The organism is Mycobacterium sp. BK086, assembly GCA_004362315.1.
Lineage (GTDB): Bacteria > Actinomycetota > Actinomycetes > Mycobacteriales > Mycobacteriaceae > Mycobacterium.
Map to the genome: position 1 here is coordinate 78985 of SNWL01000003.1, position 19151 is coordinate 98135.

General features: G+C 65.3%; 22 protein-coding genes and 1 tRNA gene. 15 read left to right on the plus strand and 8 right to left on the minus strand.

The window, feature by feature from the left end; genetic code table 11:
* Positions 1–5: 5 nt before the first annotated feature.
* The 4 genes from EV580_RS00400 to map are packed head-to-tail and all read left to right on the plus strand — an operon-like array spanning position 6 to position 2670.
* The gene (locus EV580_RS00400) at positions 6–464 is read left to right on the plus strand and encodes a Zn-ribbon domain-containing OB-fold protein (RefSeq protein WP_166654541.1); all 459 of its coding nucleotides are present in this window, start codon (positions 6–8) and stop codon (positions 462–464) included.
* A complete protein-coding gene (locus EV580_RS00405) occupies positions 461–1660 on the plus strand; it encodes a lipid-transfer protein (RefSeq protein ID WP_133689194.1) in 1200 nt (399 codons plus the stop codon). Before EV580_RS00400 ends, EV580_RS00405 begins: the two co-directional genes overlap by 4 nt.
* Positions 1661–1888 (plus strand): DUF167 domain-containing protein, encoded by a 228-nt coding sequence (locus EV580_RS00410; protein WP_133689195.1) that lies wholly within the window; start codon positions 1661–1663, stop codon positions 1886–1888.
* A gap of 11 nt (positions 1889–1899) precedes the next feature.
* On the plus strand, positions 1900–2670 hold the full coding sequence (map, locus tag EV580_RS00415; RefSeq protein ID WP_133689196.1) for a type I methionyl aminopeptidase: 771 nt from the start codon (positions 1900–1902) through the stop codon (positions 2668–2670).
* Here map and EV580_RS00420 read toward each other — a convergent pair.
* The 6 genes from EV580_RS00420 to EV580_RS00445 all read right to left on the minus strand — a co-directional run bounded on the left by EV580_RS00420 (position 2667) and on the right by EV580_RS00445 (position 8556).
* Positions 2667–3404, minus strand: a complete 738-nt coding sequence (locus EV580_RS00420) for an ABC transporter ATP-binding protein (protein WP_133689197.1) — start codon at positions 3402–3404, stop codon at positions 2667–2669. The genes map and EV580_RS00420 overlap by 4 nt on opposite strands.
* Positions 3391–4257 carry an ABC transporter ATP-binding protein gene (locus EV580_RS00425; RefSeq protein WP_255497343.1) on the minus strand — a complete coding sequence of 289 codons (867 nt, stop codon included), beginning with the start codon at positions 4255–4257 and terminating at the stop codon, positions 3391–3393. The genes EV580_RS00420 and EV580_RS00425 overlap by 14 nt, the downstream gene beginning before the upstream one ends.
* A complete protein-coding gene (locus tag EV580_RS00430) occupies positions 4254–5420 on the minus strand; it encodes a branched-chain amino acid ABC transporter permease (RefSeq protein WP_133689198.1) in 1167 nt (388 codons plus the stop codon). Before EV580_RS00430 ends, EV580_RS00425 begins: the two co-directional genes overlap by 4 nt.
* Positions 5417–6454, minus strand: coding sequence for a branched-chain amino acid ABC transporter permease (locus EV580_RS00435; RefSeq protein WP_133689199.1), 1038 nt, complete (start codon positions 6452–6454; stop codon positions 5417–5419). The genes EV580_RS00430 and EV580_RS00435 overlap by 4 nt, the downstream gene beginning before the upstream one ends.
* 78 nt (positions 6455–6532) lie before the next feature.
* A complete protein-coding gene (locus EV580_RS00440) occupies positions 6533–7750 on the minus strand; it encodes a branched-chain amino acid ABC transporter substrate-binding protein (protein ID WP_133689200.1) in 1218 nt (405 codons plus the stop codon).
* 188 nt (positions 7751–7938) lie between these two features.
* Positions 7939–8556 (minus strand): ANTAR domain-containing response regulator, encoded by a 618-nt coding sequence (locus tag EV580_RS00445; protein ID WP_133689201.1) that lies wholly within the window; start codon positions 8554–8556, stop codon positions 7939–7941.
* Positions 8557–8670: 114 nt separating this feature from the next.
* On the opposite strand from EV580_RS00445, the gene EV580_RS00450 reads away from it, so the two are divergent.
* Positions 8671–8744: transfer RNA gene (locus EV580_RS00450), tRNA-Leu, on the plus strand.
* A 28-nt stretch (positions 8745–8772) separates the two neighbouring features.
* Here the strand turns inward: EV580_RS00450 and EV580_RS00455 are convergent.
* Together EV580_RS00455 and EV580_RS00460 are read right to left on the minus strand one after the other, a co-directional pair.
* Complete coding sequence (locus EV580_RS00455; RefSeq protein ID WP_133689202.1) at positions 8773–10023, minus strand: site-specific integrase; 1251 nt, start codon at positions 10021–10023, stop codon at positions 8773–8775.
* Between the two features lie 2 nt (positions 10024–10025).
* Positions 10026–10862: a hypothetical protein gene (locus tag EV580_RS00460; RefSeq protein ID WP_133689203.1), complete on the minus strand. Its 837-nt coding sequence runs from the start codon at positions 10860–10862 to the stop codon at positions 10026–10028.
* Between the two features lie 46 nt (positions 10863–10908).
* Here EV580_RS00460 and EV580_RS00465 point away from each other — a divergent pair, with 46 nt between their 5' ends.
* The 10 genes from EV580_RS00465 (at position 10909) to EV580_RS00515 (ending at position 19138) form a co-directional block, all read left to right on the plus strand.
* Positions 10909–11112, plus strand: a complete 204-nt coding sequence (locus EV580_RS00465; RefSeq protein ID WP_133689204.1) for a helix-turn-helix domain-containing protein — start codon at positions 10909–10911, stop codon at positions 11110–11112.
* Positions 11113–11557: 445 nt separating this feature from the next.
* On the plus strand, positions 11558–12607 hold the full coding sequence (locus tag EV580_RS00475; protein ID WP_166654542.1) for an AAA family ATPase: 1050 nt from the start codon (positions 11558–11560) through the stop codon (positions 12605–12607).
* Positions 12608–12732: 125 nt separating this feature from the next.
* Positions 12733–13077, plus strand: coding sequence for a hypothetical protein (locus EV580_RS00480; RefSeq protein ID WP_133689207.1), 345 nt, complete (start codon positions 12733–12735; stop codon positions 13075–13077).
* A gap of 72 nt (positions 13078–13149) precedes the next feature.
* Positions 13150–13641 (plus strand): hypothetical protein, encoded by a 492-nt coding sequence (locus EV580_RS00485; protein ID WP_133689208.1) that lies wholly within the window; start codon positions 13150–13152, stop codon positions 13639–13641.
* Positions 13642–14074: 433 nt separating this feature from the next.
* Complete coding sequence (locus tag EV580_RS00490) at positions 14075–14302, plus strand: hypothetical protein (RefSeq protein WP_133689209.1); 228 nt, start codon at positions 14075–14077, stop codon at positions 14300–14302.
* Positions 14299–15057 (plus strand): hypothetical protein, encoded by a 759-nt coding sequence (locus EV580_RS00495; protein ID WP_133689210.1) that lies wholly within the window; start codon positions 14299–14301, stop codon positions 15055–15057. The genes EV580_RS00490 and EV580_RS00495 overlap by 4 nt, the downstream gene beginning before the upstream one ends.
* A gap of 48 nt (positions 15058–15105) precedes the next feature.
* Positions 15106–15858, plus strand: coding sequence for a hypothetical protein (locus tag EV580_RS00500; protein WP_133690958.1), 753 nt, complete (start codon positions 15106–15108; stop codon positions 15856–15858).
* Between the two features lie 284 nt (positions 15859–16142).
* The gene (locus EV580_RS00505) at positions 16143–16733 is read left to right on the plus strand and encodes a hypothetical protein (protein ID WP_133689211.1); all 591 of its coding nucleotides are present in this window, start codon (positions 16143–16145) and stop codon (positions 16731–16733) included.
* 58 nt (positions 16734–16791) lie between these two features.
* On the plus strand, positions 16792–18270 hold the full coding sequence (locus tag EV580_RS00510; RefSeq protein ID WP_133689212.1) for a fibronectin type III domain-containing protein: 1479 nt from the start codon (positions 16792–16794) through the stop codon (positions 18268–18270).
* Positions 18271–18283: 13 nt separating this feature from the next.
* Positions 18284–19138 carry an SGNH/GDSL hydrolase family protein gene (locus tag EV580_RS00515; protein ID WP_133689213.1) on the plus strand — a complete coding sequence of 285 codons (855 nt, stop codon included), beginning with the start codon at positions 18284–18286 and terminating at the stop codon, positions 19136–19138.
* Positions 19139–19151: the final 13 nt, after the last annotated feature.

Below are 19151 nucleotides of genomic sequence, written 5' to 3' on the forward strand. Positions count from 1 at the left end.
ATACGATGGCCCTCGTGCCAGCTTCTCCAGACGCCCCCACCCAACTACCGGCGATCGACGGATGGTGGGACCACGACGACGCCGGTGTGCCGCATCTGATCGGCAGCAAGTGCCCGCAGTGCAGCACCTACGTTTTCCCGCCACGGGCCAACAACTGCCCCAACCCGGCCTGCGACAGCGATGTGCTCGAGTCCGTCGCCCTGTCCCGCCGGGGCACGGTGTGGAGCTACACCGAGAACCGCTACGCACCGCCGCCGCCCTACCCGTCGCCGGACCCGTTCGAGCCGTTCGCGGTGGCCGCCGTCCAGCTCGCCGACGAGGGCCTGATCGTGCTGGGCAAGGTCGTCGAGGGCACGCTGGCCGCTGACCTGAAGGTCGGCATGGAGGTCGAGCTGACCACGATGCCGCTGTTCACCGACGACGACGGCGTCGAGCGCGTCACCTACGCCTGGAGGATCGCATGAGTCCCGAACCTGTCTACATCCTCGGTGCGGGCATGCACCCGTGGGGCAAGTGGGGCCGCGACTTCACCGAGTACGGCGTGGTGGCCGCCCGGGCCGCGCTCGCCGAGGCCGGCCTCGATTGGCGGCAGATCCAGCTCGTCGCCGGTGCCGACACCATCCGCAACGGCTACCCCGGCTTCGTCGCCGGCGCGACGTTCGCGCAGAAGCTCGGCTGGAACGGGATCCCGGTCACCTCGAGCTACGCGGCCTGCGCCAGCGGCTCACAGGCCCTGCAGAGCGCACGGGCCCAGATCCTCGCCGGGTTCTGTGATGTCGCCCTGGTGATCGGCGCCGACACCACGCCGAAAGGCTTCTTCGCCCCGGTCGGCGGTGAGCGCCGTGACGATCCCGACTGGCAGCGGTTCCACCTGATCGGTGCCACCAACACGGTGTACTTCGCGCTGTTGGCCCGGCGCCGGATGGATCTCTACGGGGCGACGCTCGAAGACTTCGCCAACGTGAAGGTCAAGAACGCCCGGCACGGCCTGAACAACCCGAGTGCCCGCTACCGCAAGGAAGCCAGCGTCGAGGACGTGCTGGCCAGCCCGGTGGTGTCGGATCCGCTTCGGCTGCTTGACATCTGCGCGACGTCCGATGGCGCGGCCGCGGTGATCGTGGCCAGCAAGGCGTTCACCGAGAAGCACCTCGGGTCCGTCGAGGGTGTTCCGTCGGTGCGCGCGATCAGCCTGCAGAGCCCGCAGTACCCGCAGCACCTCCCCGAATTGCCGGATATCGCAACGGATTCCACCGCGGTGGTGCCCGGACCGGACCGGGTGTTCAAGGACCAGATCCTGGACGCCGCCTACGCCGAGGCCGGTATCGGGCCCGAGGATCTGTCGCTGGCCGAGGTGTACGACCTGTCCACGGCGCTGGAACTCGACTGGTATGAGCACCTGGGCCTGTGCGCCAAGGGCGAGGCCGAGCAGCTGCTGCGCAGCGGGGCCACCACGATCGGCGGCCGGATCCCGGTCAACGCCTCCGGTGGACTCGCATCGTTCGGCGAGGCCATCCCCGCCCAGGCGATCGCCCAGGTCTGCGAATTGAGCTGGCAGCTCAAAGGCCAGGCCACCGGCCGCCAGGTCGAGGGCGCCAAAGTCGGCGTGACCGCCAACCAGGGCCTGTTCGGCCACGGCTCCTCGGTCGTCGTCGCCCGGTAGGTGGCCCACACCGTCGTCGTCACCGTCAAACCCGGCAGCCGCAAAGGACCGCTGGTCGAAACGGCCGGCGACGGCACACTCACCATCTACGTGCGGGAACCCGCGATCGAAGGCAAAGCGACCGAGGCCGCGGCCCGCCTGCTCGCCGGCCATCTGGGCGTATCCCGCAGTGCTGTGACGCTGGCGTCGGGTGCGACGTCGCGCGTCAAGCGGTTTCGCGTCGAATAGGCTGGCTGTCGATGATCGAACTCAAGACCGCCACCGAAATCGACAAGATGGCCGTCACGGGCCAATTCGTGGCGCACGTGCTCGCCACGCTGGCCGGCAGCGCCGAGCCGGGCGTGAACCTCATGCAGCTCGAGCACCAGGCCCGGGCGCTGGTCGCCGACCGCGGCGCGGTCTCGTGCTATTGGGACTACGCGCCGTCATTCGGCCGCGGCCCCTTCCGCAATGTGATCTGCCTCTCGGTCAACGATGCTGTGCTGCATGGCCTTCCGTGGGATTACGTGCTGCGCGACGGCGACGTGCTGAAGATGGATTTCGCCGTCTCGATCGACGGCTGGGTCGCCGACTCCGCGCGGACGGTCGTCGTCGGCGAAAGCGCCGACCCCGCGGACACCGCACTGATCGAGTCGACCCGGCGGGCGCTGCAGGCCGGTATCGCGGCCGCGGTGCCCGGCGCTCATCTCGGTGACATCTCCGCGGCCATCGGCGAGGTCGCTGCCGCGGCGGGATACGCCGTGAACACCGATTTCGGCGGCCATGGCCTGGGTCGCACGATGCACGAGGACCCGCACGTGCCCAATCGCGGCAAGAAGGGGCGCGGCCTGGTGCTGCGGCCGGGCCTGACGCTGGCGCTGGAACCGTGGTGGGGACGCGGCACCGACCGGTTGACGGTGGACCCCGACGGCTGGACGCTGCGCTCGGCCGACGGCTCGAACACCGCGCACTCCGAGCACACCATCGCGATCACCGAGCACGGCCCGCGCGTGCTCACCGTGACGGGCTAGGCCACCCCGAGGTAGGCCGCGCGAATACTGTCGTCGGCCAACAACTCTCGAGCCGGTCCGCTGCGGGTCACCGATCCGGTCTCCAGGATGTAGGCGCGGTCGGATCGGCTCAGCGCCTGCTGAGCGTTCTGTTCCACCAGCAGCACGGTGGTGCCTTGGGCGTTGATCTCGGAGATGATCTTGAAGATCTGCGAGATGATCATCGGCGCCAGCCCCATCGACGGCTCGTCGAGCAGCAGCACCCGCGGGCGCGCCATCAGCGCTCGCCCGATGGCCAGCATCTGCTGTTCGCCGCCGGACAGCGTGCCGCCGACCTGGGTCCGGCGTTCGGCCAGCCGCGGGAAGGTCTCGAACACCCAGTCCAGCCGCTCACGGTGAGCAGCCTTGGAATCGAATTTCCGCCCGTAACAACCCATTTCAAGGTTCTCCGTGACGGTCATGCCGGGGAAGACACCCCGCCCCTCCGGCGCCTGGATCAGCCCGTCGATGGCCCGCTGGTGGGCCTTGACCCGACTGATGTCGCGGCCTTCGAACCACACCGAACCCGACGTCAGTGGTCGCAGACCGGAGATCGCACGCATCATCGTGGTCTTGCCGGCGCCATTGGATCCGAGCAGCGTCACCAGCTCACCCTGGCGCACCTGGAGCGAAACCCCGTGCAGCGCTTCGATCCTGCCGTAGTGCACGACGACGTCGCGGATCTCGAGCAGCACGTCGGCCTCAGAGCTGGTCATCGGGCACCCCCAGGTAGGCCGCGATCACGGCCGGGTCTTCGCGGATCTCGGCGGGTAGACCGTCGGCGATCTTGCGGCCGAACTCCAGCACCACGATCCGGTCGGTGACACCCATGACCAGCCGCATGTCGTGCTCGATCAGCAAAACGGTGTAGCCGTCGTCGCGGATGGCGCGGATCAGGTCGATCAGTGCGGCCTTCTCGCTGGGATTGAACCCCGCCGCCGGCTCGTCCAGGCACAGCAGCTTCGGCTCGGTGGCCAGCGCGCGGGCGATCTCCAGCCGGCGCTGATCCCCGTAAGGCAGGTTCTTGGCCTTCTCGTCGCCGCGCTCGGCGATGCCGACGAATTGTAAGAGGGCAGCGGCCTTTTCGATCGCCGAGCGCTCTTCGCGCCGGTGCCTCGGCGTGCGGAGCAATGCACCCGGTACCGACGTCTTGTGCCGGGCATCGGTGCCGACGACGACGTTCTCCAGCGCGGTCATCTCGCCCCACAGCCGGATGTTCTGGAACGTCCTGGCGATCCCGCGCCGGGTGATCTGATGGCGTTTGATCCGCCCCAGCGGCGCCCCGTCGAACGTCACCGACCCCGAACTGGGCCGGTACACGCCGGTGATCGCGTTGAAGCAGGTGGTCTTGCCCGCACCGTTGGGCCCGATCAGGCCGAGGATCTCGCCGCGCTTGATGTCGAAGCTCACCGAGTCCAGCGCGGTCAGACCACCGAACTTCACGGTCAGATCCTTGGTCGCCAAGAGGGTTTCACCCTCGGCCACCTCGACGTCGCGGTCGAAGACGGCCAGGCTCTCGTCGATCGGGGTATCCGGGTCGTCCTGGGTGCGGCCGGCGGGCTGAGTCATGCGGCCGCCTTGGAGTCGTCGGCATTGCGCAACAGGTAGCGGGCGCGCTTGCCGTAGGTCAGCAACTGCTGACGCACCGGGAACAGGCCCTGCGGGCGGAAGATCATCAACACCACCAGCGCCAGACCGAAGAACAGGTACTTGAGGTCGCCGAGGTTGATACCCAGGACATGCACACCGAGCAGCCGGTTCGGCAGGTAGACGATCACGAACGCACCGAAGATGACACCGAGCTTGTTGCCCTGCCCGCCCAGCACCACCGCGCACAGGAACAACATCGAGTTGATGATGTTGAACGTCGGCGGCGCGACGTACTGCACCTGGCCCGCGTACAGCGCCCCAGACAGCCCGCCGATGGCGGCGCCGATGACGAACGCCCACAGCTTGAACCGGAACGTGTTGACGCCCATGACTTCCGCGGCGTCCTCGTCCTCGCGGATGGCCACCCAGGCCCGGCCTGCGCGACTGCGCTCGAGGTTGCCGACCAGCAGGAGGATGCCGATCATGAGGATCAAACCCAGCCAGAACCACCAGGTTCCGTAGTTCGCGTGGCCCGACGAGTTGCCGCTCGAGAACACGCCGTTGGGCAGGGCGGCGCTCTCCCCCAACCTCGGGTAGGCGACCTTATTCAGCCCGCGCGAGCCGTTGGTGATGTCGGACAGGTTGTCGGCGAGCAACCGGATGATCTCGCCGAAGCCCAGCGTGACGATGGCGAGGTAGTCACCACGCAACCGCAGGGTCGGGATGCCCAGGATCAGACCGGCAACCGCGGTGGCGGCCATGGCGAGCGGCACGCACGCCAGCCACGCCCACTTCTCGCTGAAGAAGCCGCTGGCGCTCAGCTTGTTCCACGGACTGTCCGGGCTGGTGAGCAGGGCGACGGTGTAGGCGCCGACAGCGTAGAAGCCGACGTAGCCGAGGTCGAGCAGGCCGGCCTGACCCACCACGACGTTGAGGCCGATCGCGATGATCGCGACCATGGCGAACTGAGCCATGGTGCCGCCGAAGCTGATTCCGGGTGTGTCGAAGAACGGTGGCGGGAACAGCGGTGACAGGGCCAGCAGCCCGAAGCCGATCACCCCGATGCCCCACTTCTGCACCCGACTCAGGCCCGACCACCACTCCCGCAGCCGGTCCCCGGGGGCCAGAAGTGTGCTGGTCATGCGCGCGCCTTTCCGAGGCTTTCCCCGAGTATTCCGGTGGGCCTGATCAGCAGCACGAGAACCAACAACACGAATGCGACGACGTCACGCCACTGGGTACCGAAGACCGCTTGGCCGTAGTTCTCCATGATGCCCAGGATCAGCCCGCCGAGCAGCGCTCCGCGCAGGTTCCCGATACCGCCGAGCACGGCCGCCGAGAACGCCTTGATGCCCAGCAGGAATCCGCCGGAGTAGATGATGCCCTGAGGCACCTTCAGGGTGTAGAGCAGCGCCGCCGCACCGGCCAGCAGGCCACCGATCAGGAACGTGGTCATGATGATTCGTTCCCGGGATACCCCCATCAGCGTGGCGGTAGTCGGGTCCTGGGCCACCGCGCGGATTCCGCGGCCGAATTTCGTCCGATTGATCGCGATATCGGTCAGCACCGCCAACAACAGTGCCGCCGCCACGATCACGATCGTCACGTTGGAGACCGTCGCGCTGAAGATATGGAACTGAACCTTGGGCTGCACCAGGGTGATCGGCTGCTGGGCGTTACTTCCGCCGTAACCCTTGATGATCTTGGGCAGCACGAAATGCACGAACTCCTGCAGCACGAACGACATGCCGATCGCGGTGATCAGGAACGTCAGCGGTCGCGCGTTGCGCCGCCGCAGGGGTCGGTAGGCGACCGCCTCCAAACCCATTGCGGCCGTGCCGGATACCAACATCGCGAACAACATGGCGATGGCGAGGTACAGCACCGTCAGCAGCACGCCCTTGTTGTAGGCGTTGCCGCTCGGCGTGAACCCCAGGATGATGTCCAGGCAGAAATAGGCGCCGAACATGCCGAGCATGAAGATCTCGGAATGCGCGAAGTTGATCAGGCGCAACACCCCGAACACCAGGGTGTAGCCGACAGCCACCAGCGCGTAGATCGCCCCCCAGGACAACCCATCGATGGTCAACTGCCAGAAGCCATTTCGCAGGTTATCGATATTGAAACCGATATCGCTGGCGAGGCAGGCGTACTGGCCGAGGCACTCGTGGATCATCCCGGGGCGACTCCTTACAGTCCGTCTTAAACGAAACGCGTCCGAGCCTTGCGGTCCCGGACGCGTTTCGCGAATCTGCTACTGAACCTTGTAGATCCAGATCAGGGTGGTGGTGAGCTCACCCTTATCGGTCCACTGGTACTTACGGGCGACGCCCTGTCCGTTGTAGTTCTTGACCCAGTCGAGCAGGTCCGGACGGGTGATCTTGCCCGCGTCGATGCCCTTCAGCAGCACAGTGCCGAGGTCGTAGCCCTCGGTGCTGTACGTGCCGGGAGCCTGACCGAACTTCTTGGTGTACTCGTCGGCGAAGCTGCCGGTGGCCGGGCCGCACGGGCAGGACAGGATGGCGTCCTTGGACGACTGGCCGGCCTGCTTGACGAACTCCGGATCCTTCGTGCCGTCGGCGCTGACGAACTTGCCGGTGTAGCCGCCGTCGCGCAGCTGCTGCACGAACGGTGCGGCTTCGGCGTAGTAGCCGCTGTAGAACACCGAGTCCGGCGACTGGCCCTTGACCTGGGTCACGGCGGCCGAGAAGTCCTTGTCGCCCTTCTTGACCGAGATGTTGCAGGCCGAAACCGCCACCGGGCCGAGGGTCTCGCGGACCGCCTGCGCCAGGCCGGTGCCGTAGTCGGTGCTGTCGTCGACGACGCAGACCTTCTTCTGCTGCAGCGTGTTCTTCAGGTAGTTGGCGACCGAGGGGCCCTGCACGCCGTCGTTGGCCAGGCCGCGGAAGAAGGTCTTCCAGCCCTGCTCGGACAGCGTGACGTTGGTGGCCGACGCCGTGGCCGCGACCAGACCTGCCTGGTCGAAGACGGCGCCGGTGGCCTTGGTCTCGCCGGAGAACGCGGGACCGACCAGGCCGATGGTGAAGGCGTCGTCGACGATCTGCGGAGCGATCGCGGTGGCCTTCTGCGGGTCGCCCTCGGTGTCGAAGGGCTTCAGCTGCACCTGGCAGCCGGGGTTGGCCGCGTTGTGCTTGTCGATGGCCAGTTGCACGCCGTATTTGATGTTGATGCCCAGCGCGGCGTCCGGCCCGTTGAGGGCCCCGGCCATCGCGATCGACACCGGCGGGCAGCTGGCCTTGCCGTCACCTGCCGGGTCGGCCGGGGTGGCGCCCGCATCGGGCTTGACCTCGGCACCGTTCTGGTCGATCTGCACCTGCTCGACGATCTTCAGATCGCCCTGCGACGAGTTTCCGCCAGTCGACGGGGACTGCTGGTTGCAGCCGGCGATTCCGAACACCGCCAGCAGAGCCGAACTAGCGGCGATTGCACTGCGTGTCGCGCGTCCGCGCACGTTTCACCTCCGGGTCAGTAGTTTCACGGCGCCGACATCGCAAGCCACGGTCCGGGCCCGCCCCTCGACACTGCGGTTGAACATAGTCAACCCGTGGCCGCAGCGCGTGATCTTGGCCAACGCCTGGCCGTGAGCATATTCCGTATCGCGACAAACGGCGCGGTCAGAGGAAACGCGAAGTTAACGGATCAATTCGACGGCGACGCGTCCTTGGGCGTGTCGAGCGTCTCCAGGACCACCTCGGCGACCCGCTTCATCGTCGTGCGCCGGTCCATCGCGGCGCGCTGGATCCACTTGAACGCCTCGGGCTCGGACATGCCCTGGTTGGTCTGCAGCAGACCTTTGGCCCGCTCGACCAGCTTGCGGGTTTCCAACCGGTCCGAGAGGTTGGCGACCTCACGTTCGAGTTCGGTGATCTCGCTGAACCGGCTCACCGCGACTTCGATGGCCGGGATCAGATCGGTGATCGAGAACGGCTTGACGAGGTAGGCCATCGCGCCGGCGTCGCGGGCCTTCTCCACCAGGTCGCGCTGGCTGAACGCGGTCAGGACCACGATCGGCGCGATGCGCTTGGTGGCGATCTCGGCGGCGGCGTCGATGCCGTCGCGGCGCGGCATCTTGACGTCCATGATCACCAGATCGGGGCGGAGTTGCTCGGCCAGCTCGACGGCTTCTTGGCCATCGCCGGCCTCGCCGACCACGTCATAGCCTTCTTCGCGCAGCATTTCGGCCAGGTCCAGCCGGATCAGCGCCTCGTCCTCGGCGATCAGCACCCGGCGGGATGAACGGTCAGGGGCGTCGGTCATGCGGACATTGTTGCCTGGACGGCGGCAAACAGCCACCTCGATCCGTCACCACCCACCGGTTTACGGCCCCGCCCCAGCAATCAACTATGGTGGAACACCGCCGCAGCGCGGCTCGCCCTCGTATCCCAACTGGCAGAGGAAACGGATTCAAAACCCGTGCAGTGTGAGTTCGAATCTCACCGAGGGCACCGGATACTTGACATCGTACGACGCAGGTCAGGAGCTTATCGATAGCCGACTTGCGGCGTCCCTTACCGGCTTTGGCTGCATTTTGGCTGCATCCATCGAGAAGCCGAGGACCGACAACCGCTGGTCGTGAGCATCTGCGACAGCCTCTGCGTCGCGGTCGAATAGGTCGGCGTAGGTGTCCAGCGTCATGGCCGCGGACTTGTGGCCCAGCATCTTCTGGACGGCTTTGACGTTCGCCCCGGCGGACACCGCCAGCGACGCGGCGGTGTGGCGGAGGTCGTGCGGCGTGATGCGAGCGAACACTTGAGTTGTGGGTTCGCGGTCCGGGTCGGTCTTCCGCTCGTCTGCCCGCGCGGCGTCGGCGGCCGCCCCGCAGCGAGTCACCGCACCTTCGAACCACGTGTGAACCCCTGGCGATTTGGCGTAGCCACCACTCGCGGCAGGGAAGACGATGCCGTCTCGCGCCTTGCCTCGGCATGCCGCAGACAGCGGCTCGATCAGGAATTTCGGCATCGGTACGGTGCGGCGCTCGTGCGTCTTGGGCGTGCCGACCTCGACCTGGCCGCCGACGTTCACCGCGTTGCGGCGTATGTGAATCTTGCGTCGCAGCGTGTCGACATCAGCAACGTGCAGGCCGGCCAACTCGCCCCACCGGAGGCCACAGTAGGCGAGCACCAGCACGACGACACCCTTCTCAGGGCCGGCCTGGCGCGCGAGATCCCACACCTGGTCATCCGTGAGGTAATTGTGTTCGCGCCGGACCTTTCGCGGCAGCTTGACACCGCGCGCGGGATTGGTCAGCAGTCGACGGTCGCGTACGGCGTCGTCGAGGATCCCGGCGAATACGTTGTAGGCCCGAACGACGGTGACGGGCCCGCCGGCGCGCTTCACGACTGCGCCGTCGGCGTCGGTGACCTCGCGGCCCATGTCCGCCACCCACGATTGGACGGCGCTATGGCGGATGTCGGCCAGCTTCGCCCTACCCCACGCCGGTTCGACGTGGACCCGCCACGCGACCTCTTCGACGCGGCGGCTCGACGGCTTCAGGTGAGTGCGACGCCCCAGCCATTCAGGCCCGAGCTCCCCAACAGTGACCTTGGCATCGGCAGGATCGATGTACTCGCCGCGCAGCTTGGAGACATGCGTGGTTGCAGCGAAGTCCTCGGCCTCCTTTTTGGTCTTGAAGCCGCGGCGCTGCGTAACTCGATGGTCGGGCGTACGGTACTGCACTCGCCAGCGCTCGCCCTTGGCCGTCGCGTATCTCTTGATGCTCGCCACCGCTATCTCCGTTCCTGACCTGACCGTGACCCGGGCCGCTTGCGAAGCTCTTCGTCGCCGAGCAAGCCCTCCTCCTTACAGCGTTCAATCCACTTTTTTGCCGTGTCAGTCGATGTCCAGAGCGGCTTCGGATGCCCCTCGTTTGCCTTGTCCAAGACGTACTGGCGGACGGCACGGTTCTCGTCTTTGGCCGTTCGCGCCCAGTTTGCAACCTTCACGAGAAATGCTCTCGTGAGCGCCGGCCGACCGCCTCGCCGTTTTACTGGCGCACCAGCCAATCGCTCGATAGCGTCGTCCAGCATTTTTGCCGAGGCGCGCCGCATCACTGACTCGGTGAGGACGAAGGATTCACCTCGGTTTCCGTACCAATCGTCAAACCGCTCGGCTAGGTCGCTGAAGTTCGGCGACTTCGACTCCCGCCGCAAGGCGTCAGCGAAATCAGCTCCGAATCCACTGTCGTCGCTCTCGAAATATGCGAGGACGCCAGCAACCCTGGCAGCGGGATCGGGATTACTCATGACGTCAGCAAGGTCGATTTCGGCCGCCAACCCCATGACACGCCCAGTTTCGGCTGCCTCGTCGGTGTCATGCCGTTTTGCGCTGCGGGCGAGCACTTCTGCATTGATTCTCTTCAGGCTGCGAGACGTTATGGGTGTTCCGGCATCCGAGATGACGCGCAAGTCAGTGATGACGGGGCCGTTATCGGTGTCGCTCCAAGCGAACTCGTATCGGTGGTCGTGGCCGTGACACGTCATTGTGACCGGTCGCGACTTTCGTCGGTCGACCCGAACGTCGATCACTTCTCCAGTTTTTTCTGACCCCCTCGGGGTTTTCTCCACGCAAAGTACCCTAGACGCATTTCACTAGGGGGTCAATGCTGATGACATGGGATCATTTGGGATCATTCTTGATGAGCTGCTCACGCCGGAGCAGGTTGCGAAGTACCGCAAGATGACTGTCGCCTCGCTGACACAAGAACGCTACCTCGGGCGCGGACCGCTCTTTATTCGAGACGGCCGCAAAATTCGTTACCGCGCAAGCGATCTCGCGGCATACCTGGACGCCAACACCCAGGAGCCGAGCTCCTGATGATCGCTCATCAGGCGGGGCCGCCGGGTAGACGACGAACGCCGCCCCTCGCATTGAGAAGCGGCGCCCACCACGACTGCCCGGTCGATAGCTCCGATACTAATGCAACCGTCGACACGAAGCCGGGCACGCCATCCGTGCGGGTCCCGTGCACCAGGGCACTGCCGACGCAGCATCAGATTCCTTGTGATCGACGGCGCCGCGACGCTGAATATCGCTCTGTGCCACTCGATTGCGGATGCCGGGATCCGTGGCCGTGCCGATGCAACGAGCCGCAGCTGTCTGAGCGTTGGGTGGACGCCGGCCGTGACGCCGCGCTGCACATCCTCGCGGCCGGCGAGATTCCCCGGCTCGAGCTCGAGGTGCTCCGGGCCCTATACCGTCGCGGGGGCGCAGACCGCGCGCTGGCGGAAATGCTGCACGAGGCGAGCGGCCAGGTAGCGTAGTGGAGCCCGCCGACATCCTTGCCGCATATACGAGTTCGTTCGACGACGATCCCGGTCCGCCCGAACCGCCCACCGGTGCCCACACGGCACCCGAGACCGCGGCGCCGGCACTCACGCGACTTCTGCTCTCCCGATCGGCACTGACCAGCCTGCCCGACCCCGAGCCACTGATCGACAACGTGCTCGACCACGGCACCGTCGGACTGCTATACGGCATGTGGGGGTCCGGCAAGAGCTTCATCGCCCAAGACTGGGCGGCATCAACGGCGACCGGCCGATCCTGGCAAAACAGACCCACCGAACAAACCCGCACCCTCTACATCGCCGCCGAAGGGGCATTCGGGCTGAAAGCCCGCCTCAGCGCCTGGGAAATCGGATGGCAGACCACGATTCCCGACGGAAGCCTGGACATCCTCCCCCGGCCGGTCAATCTCACCCACTACGCCGAAACCAACGAGCTCGCCGCACTCATCGACTGGAACGGCTACGGCCTCGTCGTCATCGACACCCTCGCCCGCTGCATGGTCGGCGCCGACGAAAACTCAGCACGAGACTGCGGCCAAGTCGTCGACGCCCTCACCCGACTCCGCGAACGCACTCCCAGCGGCCGCGGCGTCATCATCGCCGTCCACCACTCCGGCAAGGACGGCAAGACATTCCGCGGCTCATCAGCCTTCGAGGCTGGCGCCGACACCGTCTACTCAGTGACCCGCGACGGCGACGACGGCTCCATCATCCTCAACCGCGAGAAGCGAAAGGACGGCCCACAACACGACACCCACACACTGAAACTCGACCCCATCCCCGGCTCCGGGAGCTGCGCAATTTCAGTCTCATCCCCCGTGAGACACCAGCACCGCGCAGACGCCCTTCTGTCTCACTTTCAGTCTCACTTCGCGGCCACCGGCGCCACCGCAACACAGCTGAGCGAGACCTGCGAACTAAGCCGGGCAACGTTCTTCCGCGCCCTGAATGACCTCACCAAACGCGGTGACCTAATCAACACCGGTACCGATGCACGCCCCTTCTACAAATTGACCAACCCATGAACAATCAGTCTCACAGTCTCACCACCGGTATCACCAACAGTCTCAGTCTCATCTCACACCCGGGTCTTTAGACCCCGGGGAGTGAGACGAGACCACGAGACGAAACCAAGAGAAAGGCGACACCCATGAACGACAAACCACTCTGGGACCCAGACCGCATGCGGTTCCCCGAAGACCTCGACGTCGACAACCTCGACCAAGTCCAGGCATGGCTCGACCACCCCAACACCAACGCCATCGTCGAAGACTTCGGCCGCCAATTTCGCCAACTACCGGCCGAACAGCAGCGGCCCGAAATCACCCGAAGCATCCGCGAAAACGAGAAGCGCCGAGCCGAAGTGACCGAAATGATCCGACGTCACGGACCCGACGACCCCATTCGAGCCTCACTTCAAGAAGTCCTCGACGCGGTGAACCGATCAATCGACAGTGGGAAACTACGACTCCTCGAACTCGACGACGAAGACTGACCACGACAACCCGCCCCGCCCCCACTAGGCCGGTGGGGCGGGGTTGTCACCCGTCTGCGGTAGGACTGCGGTATGCCACAAGTGATGTCGTTGCGTGAGTCTCGGGAGCGGGCTGAGCGCGTGCACCTTCTGCGGGCTCTCGGCTTGTCCTGGGGTGCGATCCGCGACGCGGAGGGGTTCACGTCGGTGGGCGGTGCGCAGCGCGCCTGTGAGCGTCACAGGGCCCGTAACGCTATGCCGGACGCCAAGACCGTGGCGACGGAAATCGTTGAGCGCAAACGGTTCACAATGAGCAAGGCCGCCGTGGCGCTGATGCAGACTGATGACCCGCACGTCGTGGCGGAGCTGGTGCGCGCGATGAATGCCCAAGACGTCGAGCTAGCGAAGATGTACGGGCTCACCAGCAACGCGGTAGAAGTCAACGTGAACGTCCGGGACCCGGTGACCATCATCGACAACCTTCGAGACGAGCTCTTGGCATCGCTCGAAGCCAGACGCGGGACCGCCGACGAGGTGATGGATGCCGAGGCGGTCGATGCCGAGGTGGTCGAAATTGAGAAATAGATTTTCATACTCACCGAGGGCTGCCTTGCCGTGGCACATATCAGTGCAGGTAGAGGCTGTATCGGGCGAAATAGCAATGTGAGTCAGTCCAGCTTTGGCCACGCTGTGGCTACGAAATTTCATCAGAGAGCTTGTCGTGGAAAGGCATTCGACTGAGTGACGGCGAGGACGCAACTAAAAGCACAGCGCACGACCCGCCCCCCGATGAGGACGACGGCGCCCCGCTGCCCGACCATGTGACGGTGAGCCGGCCCGGCCGCACCAGCAGCCGGGACGAAGAGTCGTGATCACACTGGTTTGCCTGAAGTGTCCCAGGTCACTTTAAATACATTGCAGGTCAGGAACATCCGCACTTCCATTGCCGCAGTTCAGGGCCATCGCCGCAACCCTGCTAGGGGGCTGCTACGTCAAACCCCAGAGCTACTCTCATCGCATGACCGCAACCCGCGCCTCGGATCCCGTCGAGATGTCGCATGTATCAGGACGTTTGGGTGCTCTGAAATCTCGCGGTGTCCCCGACGATGACCCACGGGTCACTGAATGTCGCGACGCGTTGGCCTATTACAGGCTCCGCAATTCCATTGCCGCCGAACGGGGTCTGCTCTCCCCCGCCTCGATCACCCGGTTGGTATCGCAGCTGCGCGAGGCGGTGGCGTCGTGAGGGTGATGCGGCGGCCGCGCGCAGAGCGTATTGCTGCCCGCGACGAGCGGGCAGCACGGGAAGCGCCTGCGGCAGTTGTGAGACCAGAGTTCCGGCTACCGCGCGTTGGCGGGTTCTCTCAGGCTGAATCGCGTTCGCGTCGCCGGGCAGGCTTCGAGGTTCACTATGGTGGGGATTGGTCGCTGGTCGAGGAGGTCCGCGACATCTGCTCGCCGATAGCTAGTGAAGCGGCTCAGGCATTTTCGGGTTCGAGGCCGGTGTTGCGGGACCGCGAGAATCGTGGCGAGCTCGCGTTGCGGCCGGAGGTGGAGGCTCTGGCCGCGGCGGTGGCGGGCTTGCGGGCGGCAGTGGTGGAGATCATCGCTGATGCGAAGCCGTCTGCTCATGTGCGTGGCCGTGTGGTGGCGGTGGTGCATGAAGCGGGGCATGGTCGGGCACCTGAGATCTCCGACAACGTTCTGATGTCGGGTCGTTGGGGTGATGTGTTGGTGGGGCTGGTTGAGCCGCTGTCGTCGGATCTTGAGGCGGTGCTTGCCGGTGCCCAGGCGCCGGAGGGTTACGCGCCGCCGTCGTCCCTGCAGCTGAATCAAGCGCTGCGCTTGGTGGACAGCAGCGCGCGGGCTTTGACGTCGCGCCTGGCGCAGGTTGTTGAACGACAGGAGCTCCTGCTGAGCATTCCGCGAGTGGAGGCTGAGGGGCAGCGTCGGCGTGACAGCGAAAGGGCGCAGGAGACGGTGCGCCGGTTGGGTTTGTAGAGGCAATTGGGAGGTTCGATCGTGACGTCTTCAGTGCTCGATCCAGTGATGTTCGATGCACCGCTGGTCAATCCATCGCCAAATGGGCTCTTCGGTGCGACGCGTTGGCAAGAGGATGAGGGTCCGCTGCGGTGGCTGAAGCCTGGTGTGGACGTTCGGGTGTTCAACTATGGGGGCGAGGGCCAATTCGGCGTGTGGGAGGCCGACGTTTTGGCCACAGCTGACGATCTGGACGACGCTGAGGCGAAGCGCGGTGAGCGCCCCGAGTTCCCCGACACGTTCGTCTCGTTGACGTCGTGGGCCGCCGATGAGTGCATGTTGGGCGAGGCGCGGCAGGCGGAATCCCGGGTCCGTGCGTCCCAGGTGTTTCGGCTCCAGGAGCCCAACGCCGTAGAGGCGGCGGTGGCTGCGCGTCTGTTGGACGACGCCGGCACTCCCGCGGACGTCGATAACTTGGTAGCGGCGGTGGGATATCTCGAGGCGAAATTTGCGCAGACCAACACGTTGGGCCTCATCCACGCGTCAGCGAAGTGGGCTGCGCCGGCAGCGCAAGCGCAACTAGTGGTGCGCACCAACAGCGTTTTGAAGACCCCGCTGGGGCACACATGGGTGTTCGGCGGCGGCTACGTCGACACGCTGGACGACACGCTCGTCGCGACGTCGCCGACGTTCGGGTGGCGCGGTACAGAGCAGCTGTACGAATCGAACCGGGTTGAAGTGAACATGTTTCGCGCGATCGTTGAGCGGTCGGTGCTGGTGGGCTTCGAGGCGTTGGTGGGTGCCGCGGAGATCGGCAGTTGAGCTGGTGTCGGAGTGGGTGCCAAGGGCTATGTGCCGGTCCACTCCGGCACCAGCACGGGATCGACCAGAAGGGCTGAATGATGCGGACTTTGACAGATCTCCCTCAGCACGAGCAGTTGGCATTCATCACAGAAGCGCTGCAGCGGCAGCGGTCCGTCACCGCGCCCAAGGGTCACATGTCTGCCAATTGTGATTCCAGTTGTGCGTCTGCTCTTGCGACACCTGCTCTCACGGCCTCCGCCAAGCCGGCCCCCCGCGTTGTTGCAACGCTTCAAGCACCTGTAGTGGCCGGAACGCCTGAGCCCGACGATGACCCCAAGCTATCGGCGGAGGACCAATTTGCGTTGGCGTGCCATGAGGCAGGACATGCGGTGATGCACGTCCTTGCCGGAGGCCAGATCGTCAAGGCAGAGCTCTTACCCGACCGCGGACGCGATCGCCCCGACGGCATAGGTGGCCAATGCCAGTACGTGCCTTTCGGTCTGGCGGTCAGACAGCGCGAGTACGAGTTCGTCGCCGCTGGCGGGGTGGCGCAAGCGGTCGCGTTGTTCGGGCGTGAACCGACGGACGCGCAGATCCGCCATTTCATCAACCGGAGCCCTGACGGCAAGAGACTGAGCGGACTCGCTTCCACCGCTGGCTCATTGAAGTCACCCCGGACCGACGTACTGCCGGCGGTGTTGAAGGTTTGGCCGGCGATCGAGCAGCTTGCCGGCCGCATCGAGCGCGGCCCCGTCCTCCACAAGCACGTCGCCGCGGCACTAGGCCTGTCATCCGACTACGGCCGGCATCCGTTCGAGGTAGCCAACATTCGCGCCGGACTCCGCAGCGTTCCAGTGCTTGAGAGATCAGGAGGTCCTCATGGCGAAGGCTGATCACAGACTCATCTCGATAGATCCGACTCTCCCCGCTGGGTCGCAGTTTTCGTTGGGTGTGCGAGACGAATTCGCTGCCATCGTCGATCAAGAAATCAGCACCTTCGATGTCCCGGGCCGGATCGTCGCCGCGGTGGCCGCCGCCTCTACCGTGACCGACGCGGCAGCTGCCGCGATCGACGGTCTCGTCGGACCGGCTGTCGAAGACGCCATCACCGGCATTCTGGCCAACCCGGACTCGGACCTGACGAATTTCCTTGACGTCCGCTATGCCCCGTTCTCGCTGGCTGCGACGATCGGGAACGGCACCGACACCACCTACTACGTCACGCACAACGCATTCGATGACATCCTGGTACAGCTCAAGCTGGTCGCGACCGGCGAGCTAATCGGGGCCAAGGTGGTGGCGCTATCCGAGGCGGTCACACAGATCACCTTCCAGAACCCTCCGGCGACGAACTCGATCCGTGTGTTGCTGCAGCCCATCGGGAGCCTCGTCGCGGTTGAGGACACCACGCCACCCACTGCGCCGACCAGCGTTGTCGCCAGCGGCATCACCGGCAGCTCTGTGACGCTTACATGGGGAGCCTCAACCGACGCCGTCGGCATCGTGTTCTACTCGGTGTACCGGGCCCCAGGCTCGGGCGCCAGTTTCGGCTCGGCAACAATGATCGGCTCCAACGGCGTCACGCGGGCGTTCGCCGACACCACGGTGGCCAAGGCCACCGCGTACACCTACTTCGTAACCGCAACCGACTTCAGCCTCAACGAAAGCCTGCCGTCGAGCGGAATCAACGCCACCACCCCGGCCGCGGTCGGCACCGACCCGTCGACCCATCTGTCGTTGGTGTCGAACTTCGACGCCGCCCACATGGGCACGACATACTCCGACGGCGCCGCTATCGGATCCTGGTCCCCGACTGCCGGCGGGTCCAAGACCGACCCCCTGGTGCAGGCCACCGCTGCCTCCAAGCCGATGTTCATCGCGAATGCGGTCAACAGCCTGCCGGCGGCCGACTTCGACGGCGGCGACCTTCTCAAGGTCGATGCGGCGTCGTGGTCGATCAACAAGGGCGTCATCTACGGCGTCGTCCGGGCCGACACTCTCGCTTCGGTCGGATCAGCGAAGAACGCCATGATGTACGGCACCTACGGCACGGGGGGCAGCTACCGCTACATCGCGTCGCTGCCGTCATCGTTGTTCGGCCTGGGGCTGGGTAATTCGGGCGGCCAAGCGACCACGACAGTCGCGATCAACACCTGGTATGCGATTGTCGCCAAATTCATGGGCGGCACAACGGGTTACAAGTTGTGGCTCAATAACATCACGTCTGTCCCGACAGCAACATCGTCTGCCGGCGTCGCTATGAGCGGGTCGGTGAACTCGTTCTGGTTGGGCGCGAACGCCGCTGGCTTCTTCTGGGACGGCCGCATCGCCCAGGCCGGTGTCCTGAACTGCGACATCAACGAGGTGTCCGACACCGAGTGCGGCGAGATCTGCCGATTCCTCGCTGACAAGTTCGCGATCGCCGTCTAGGGAAGGCTGACACATGCGATACCTAGGGCCCACGGCCGCGAACCCCGATGACCTGATGATCAAGAGCGAGGTCCAGGCGCTTATCGCGGCCGGCAGCGGTTCAAGCGGCGCGGCGGCGTTCGGGATCCAGTACGGCGAGACCCGGGCGATGGCCCGATTTCTGCTGTCCCTTGGGCTGATCAACTCCCTCGCTGTGCCGGTCGTGTTCGCGGGTGACAGCATCACCCGGGGGTACAAGTCCGGGTCCACCATCGCGACCAAGCCGTACGTGACACGGTTCTACGATCGCCTTGTCGCGGCGTTCCCCAAGGACACCGGCAGCCACCCAGCATTGTCGGTGACGACGTCGCCGGGCGCCTATGGGACGCTGTCGGCCGGGATCAACCTGTTCAACTGCGGCATCTCGTCGACCAAGTCCGATGACTACTTCAACTCGACGATGCGCACCGCCGTCGGCGCGACAAACCCGCGCGCGGTGTTCCACAACGTCGGTACCAACGACTACCGCTACTACGGCATCCCAGTCTCGACGTTCAAGACCAATGTGCAAGGCGTGATCTCGGATCTGAAGTCCAAGATCGCCGGGCCGTGTGTCCACGTACTGCTGCACCACTACGGCACCATCACCTGCCAGCCAGGGATGCCTGTCGCGCCGTGGTCGGACTACGGGCAAGCGAAGCGAGAGATCGCAGCCGCCGACCCCGACAACGTAGCGTTTATCGACATGTCCGGCATGTTCTCCTCCATCGGCGTCCAGCTCGCCGGCGGCGACCCATTGAGCCTCCTGTCGGACAACGTCCACCCCACCGACGACGGTCACCTGGCGCTCGGCGACGCGGTCTACATGGCCGCGCTGGGCGGACCGTAGTCTCACACCGCCA

Excerpts from the sequence above, each read along its gene's own strand:
- EV580_RS00400 (WP_166654541.1), top strand. The coding sequence starts at position 6 with ATGGCCCTCGTGCCAGCTTCTCCAGACGCCCCCACCCAACTACCGGCG.
- EV580_RS00405 (WP_133689194.1), top strand. The coding sequence starts at position 461 with ATGAGTCCCGAACCTGTCTACATCCTCGGTGCGGGCATGCACCCGTGG.
- map (WP_133689196.1), top strand. The coding sequence starts at position 1,900 with ATGATCGAACTCAAGACCGCCACCGAAATCGACAAGATGGCCGTCACG.
- EV580_RS00420 (WP_133689197.1), bottom strand. The coding sequence starts at position 3,404 with ATGACCAGCTCTGAGGCCGACGTGCTGCTCGAGATCCGCGACGTCGTC.
- EV580_RS00425 (WP_255497343.1), bottom strand. The coding sequence starts at position 4,257 with ATGACTCAGCCCGCCGGCCGCACCCAGGACGACCCGGATACCCCGATC.
- EV580_RS00430 (WP_133689198.1), bottom strand. The coding sequence starts at position 5,420 with ATGACCAGCACACTTCTGGCCCCCGGGGACCGGCTGCGGGAGTGGTGG.
- EV580_RS00435 (WP_133689199.1), bottom strand. The coding sequence starts at position 6,454 with ATGATCCACGAGTGCCTCGGCCAGTACGCCTGCCTCGCCAGCGATATC.
- EV580_RS00445 (WP_133689201.1), bottom strand. The coding sequence starts at position 8,556 with ATGACCGACGCCCCTGACCGTTCATCCCGCCGGGTGCTGATCGCCGAG.
- EV580_RS00465 (WP_133689204.1), top strand. The coding sequence starts at position 10,909 with ATGGGATCATTTGGGATCATTCTTGATGAGCTGCTCACGCCGGAGCAG.
- EV580_RS00480 (WP_133689207.1), top strand. The coding sequence starts at position 12,733 with ATGAACGACAAACCACTCTGGGACCCAGACCGCATGCGGTTCCCCGAA.
- EV580_RS00485 (WP_133689208.1), top strand. The coding sequence starts at position 13,150 with ATGCCACAAGTGATGTCGTTGCGTGAGTCTCGGGAGCGGGCTGAGCGC.
- EV580_RS00490 (WP_133689209.1), top strand. The coding sequence starts at position 14,075 with ATGACCGCAACCCGCGCCTCGGATCCCGTCGAGATGTCGCATGTATCA.
- EV580_RS00500 (WP_133690958.1), top strand. The coding sequence starts at position 15,106 with ATGTTCGATGCACCGCTGGTCAATCCATCGCCAAATGGGCTCTTCGGT.
- EV580_RS00515 (WP_133689213.1), top strand. The coding sequence starts at position 18,284 with ATGCGATACCTAGGGCCCACGGCCGCGAACCCCGATGACCTGATGATC.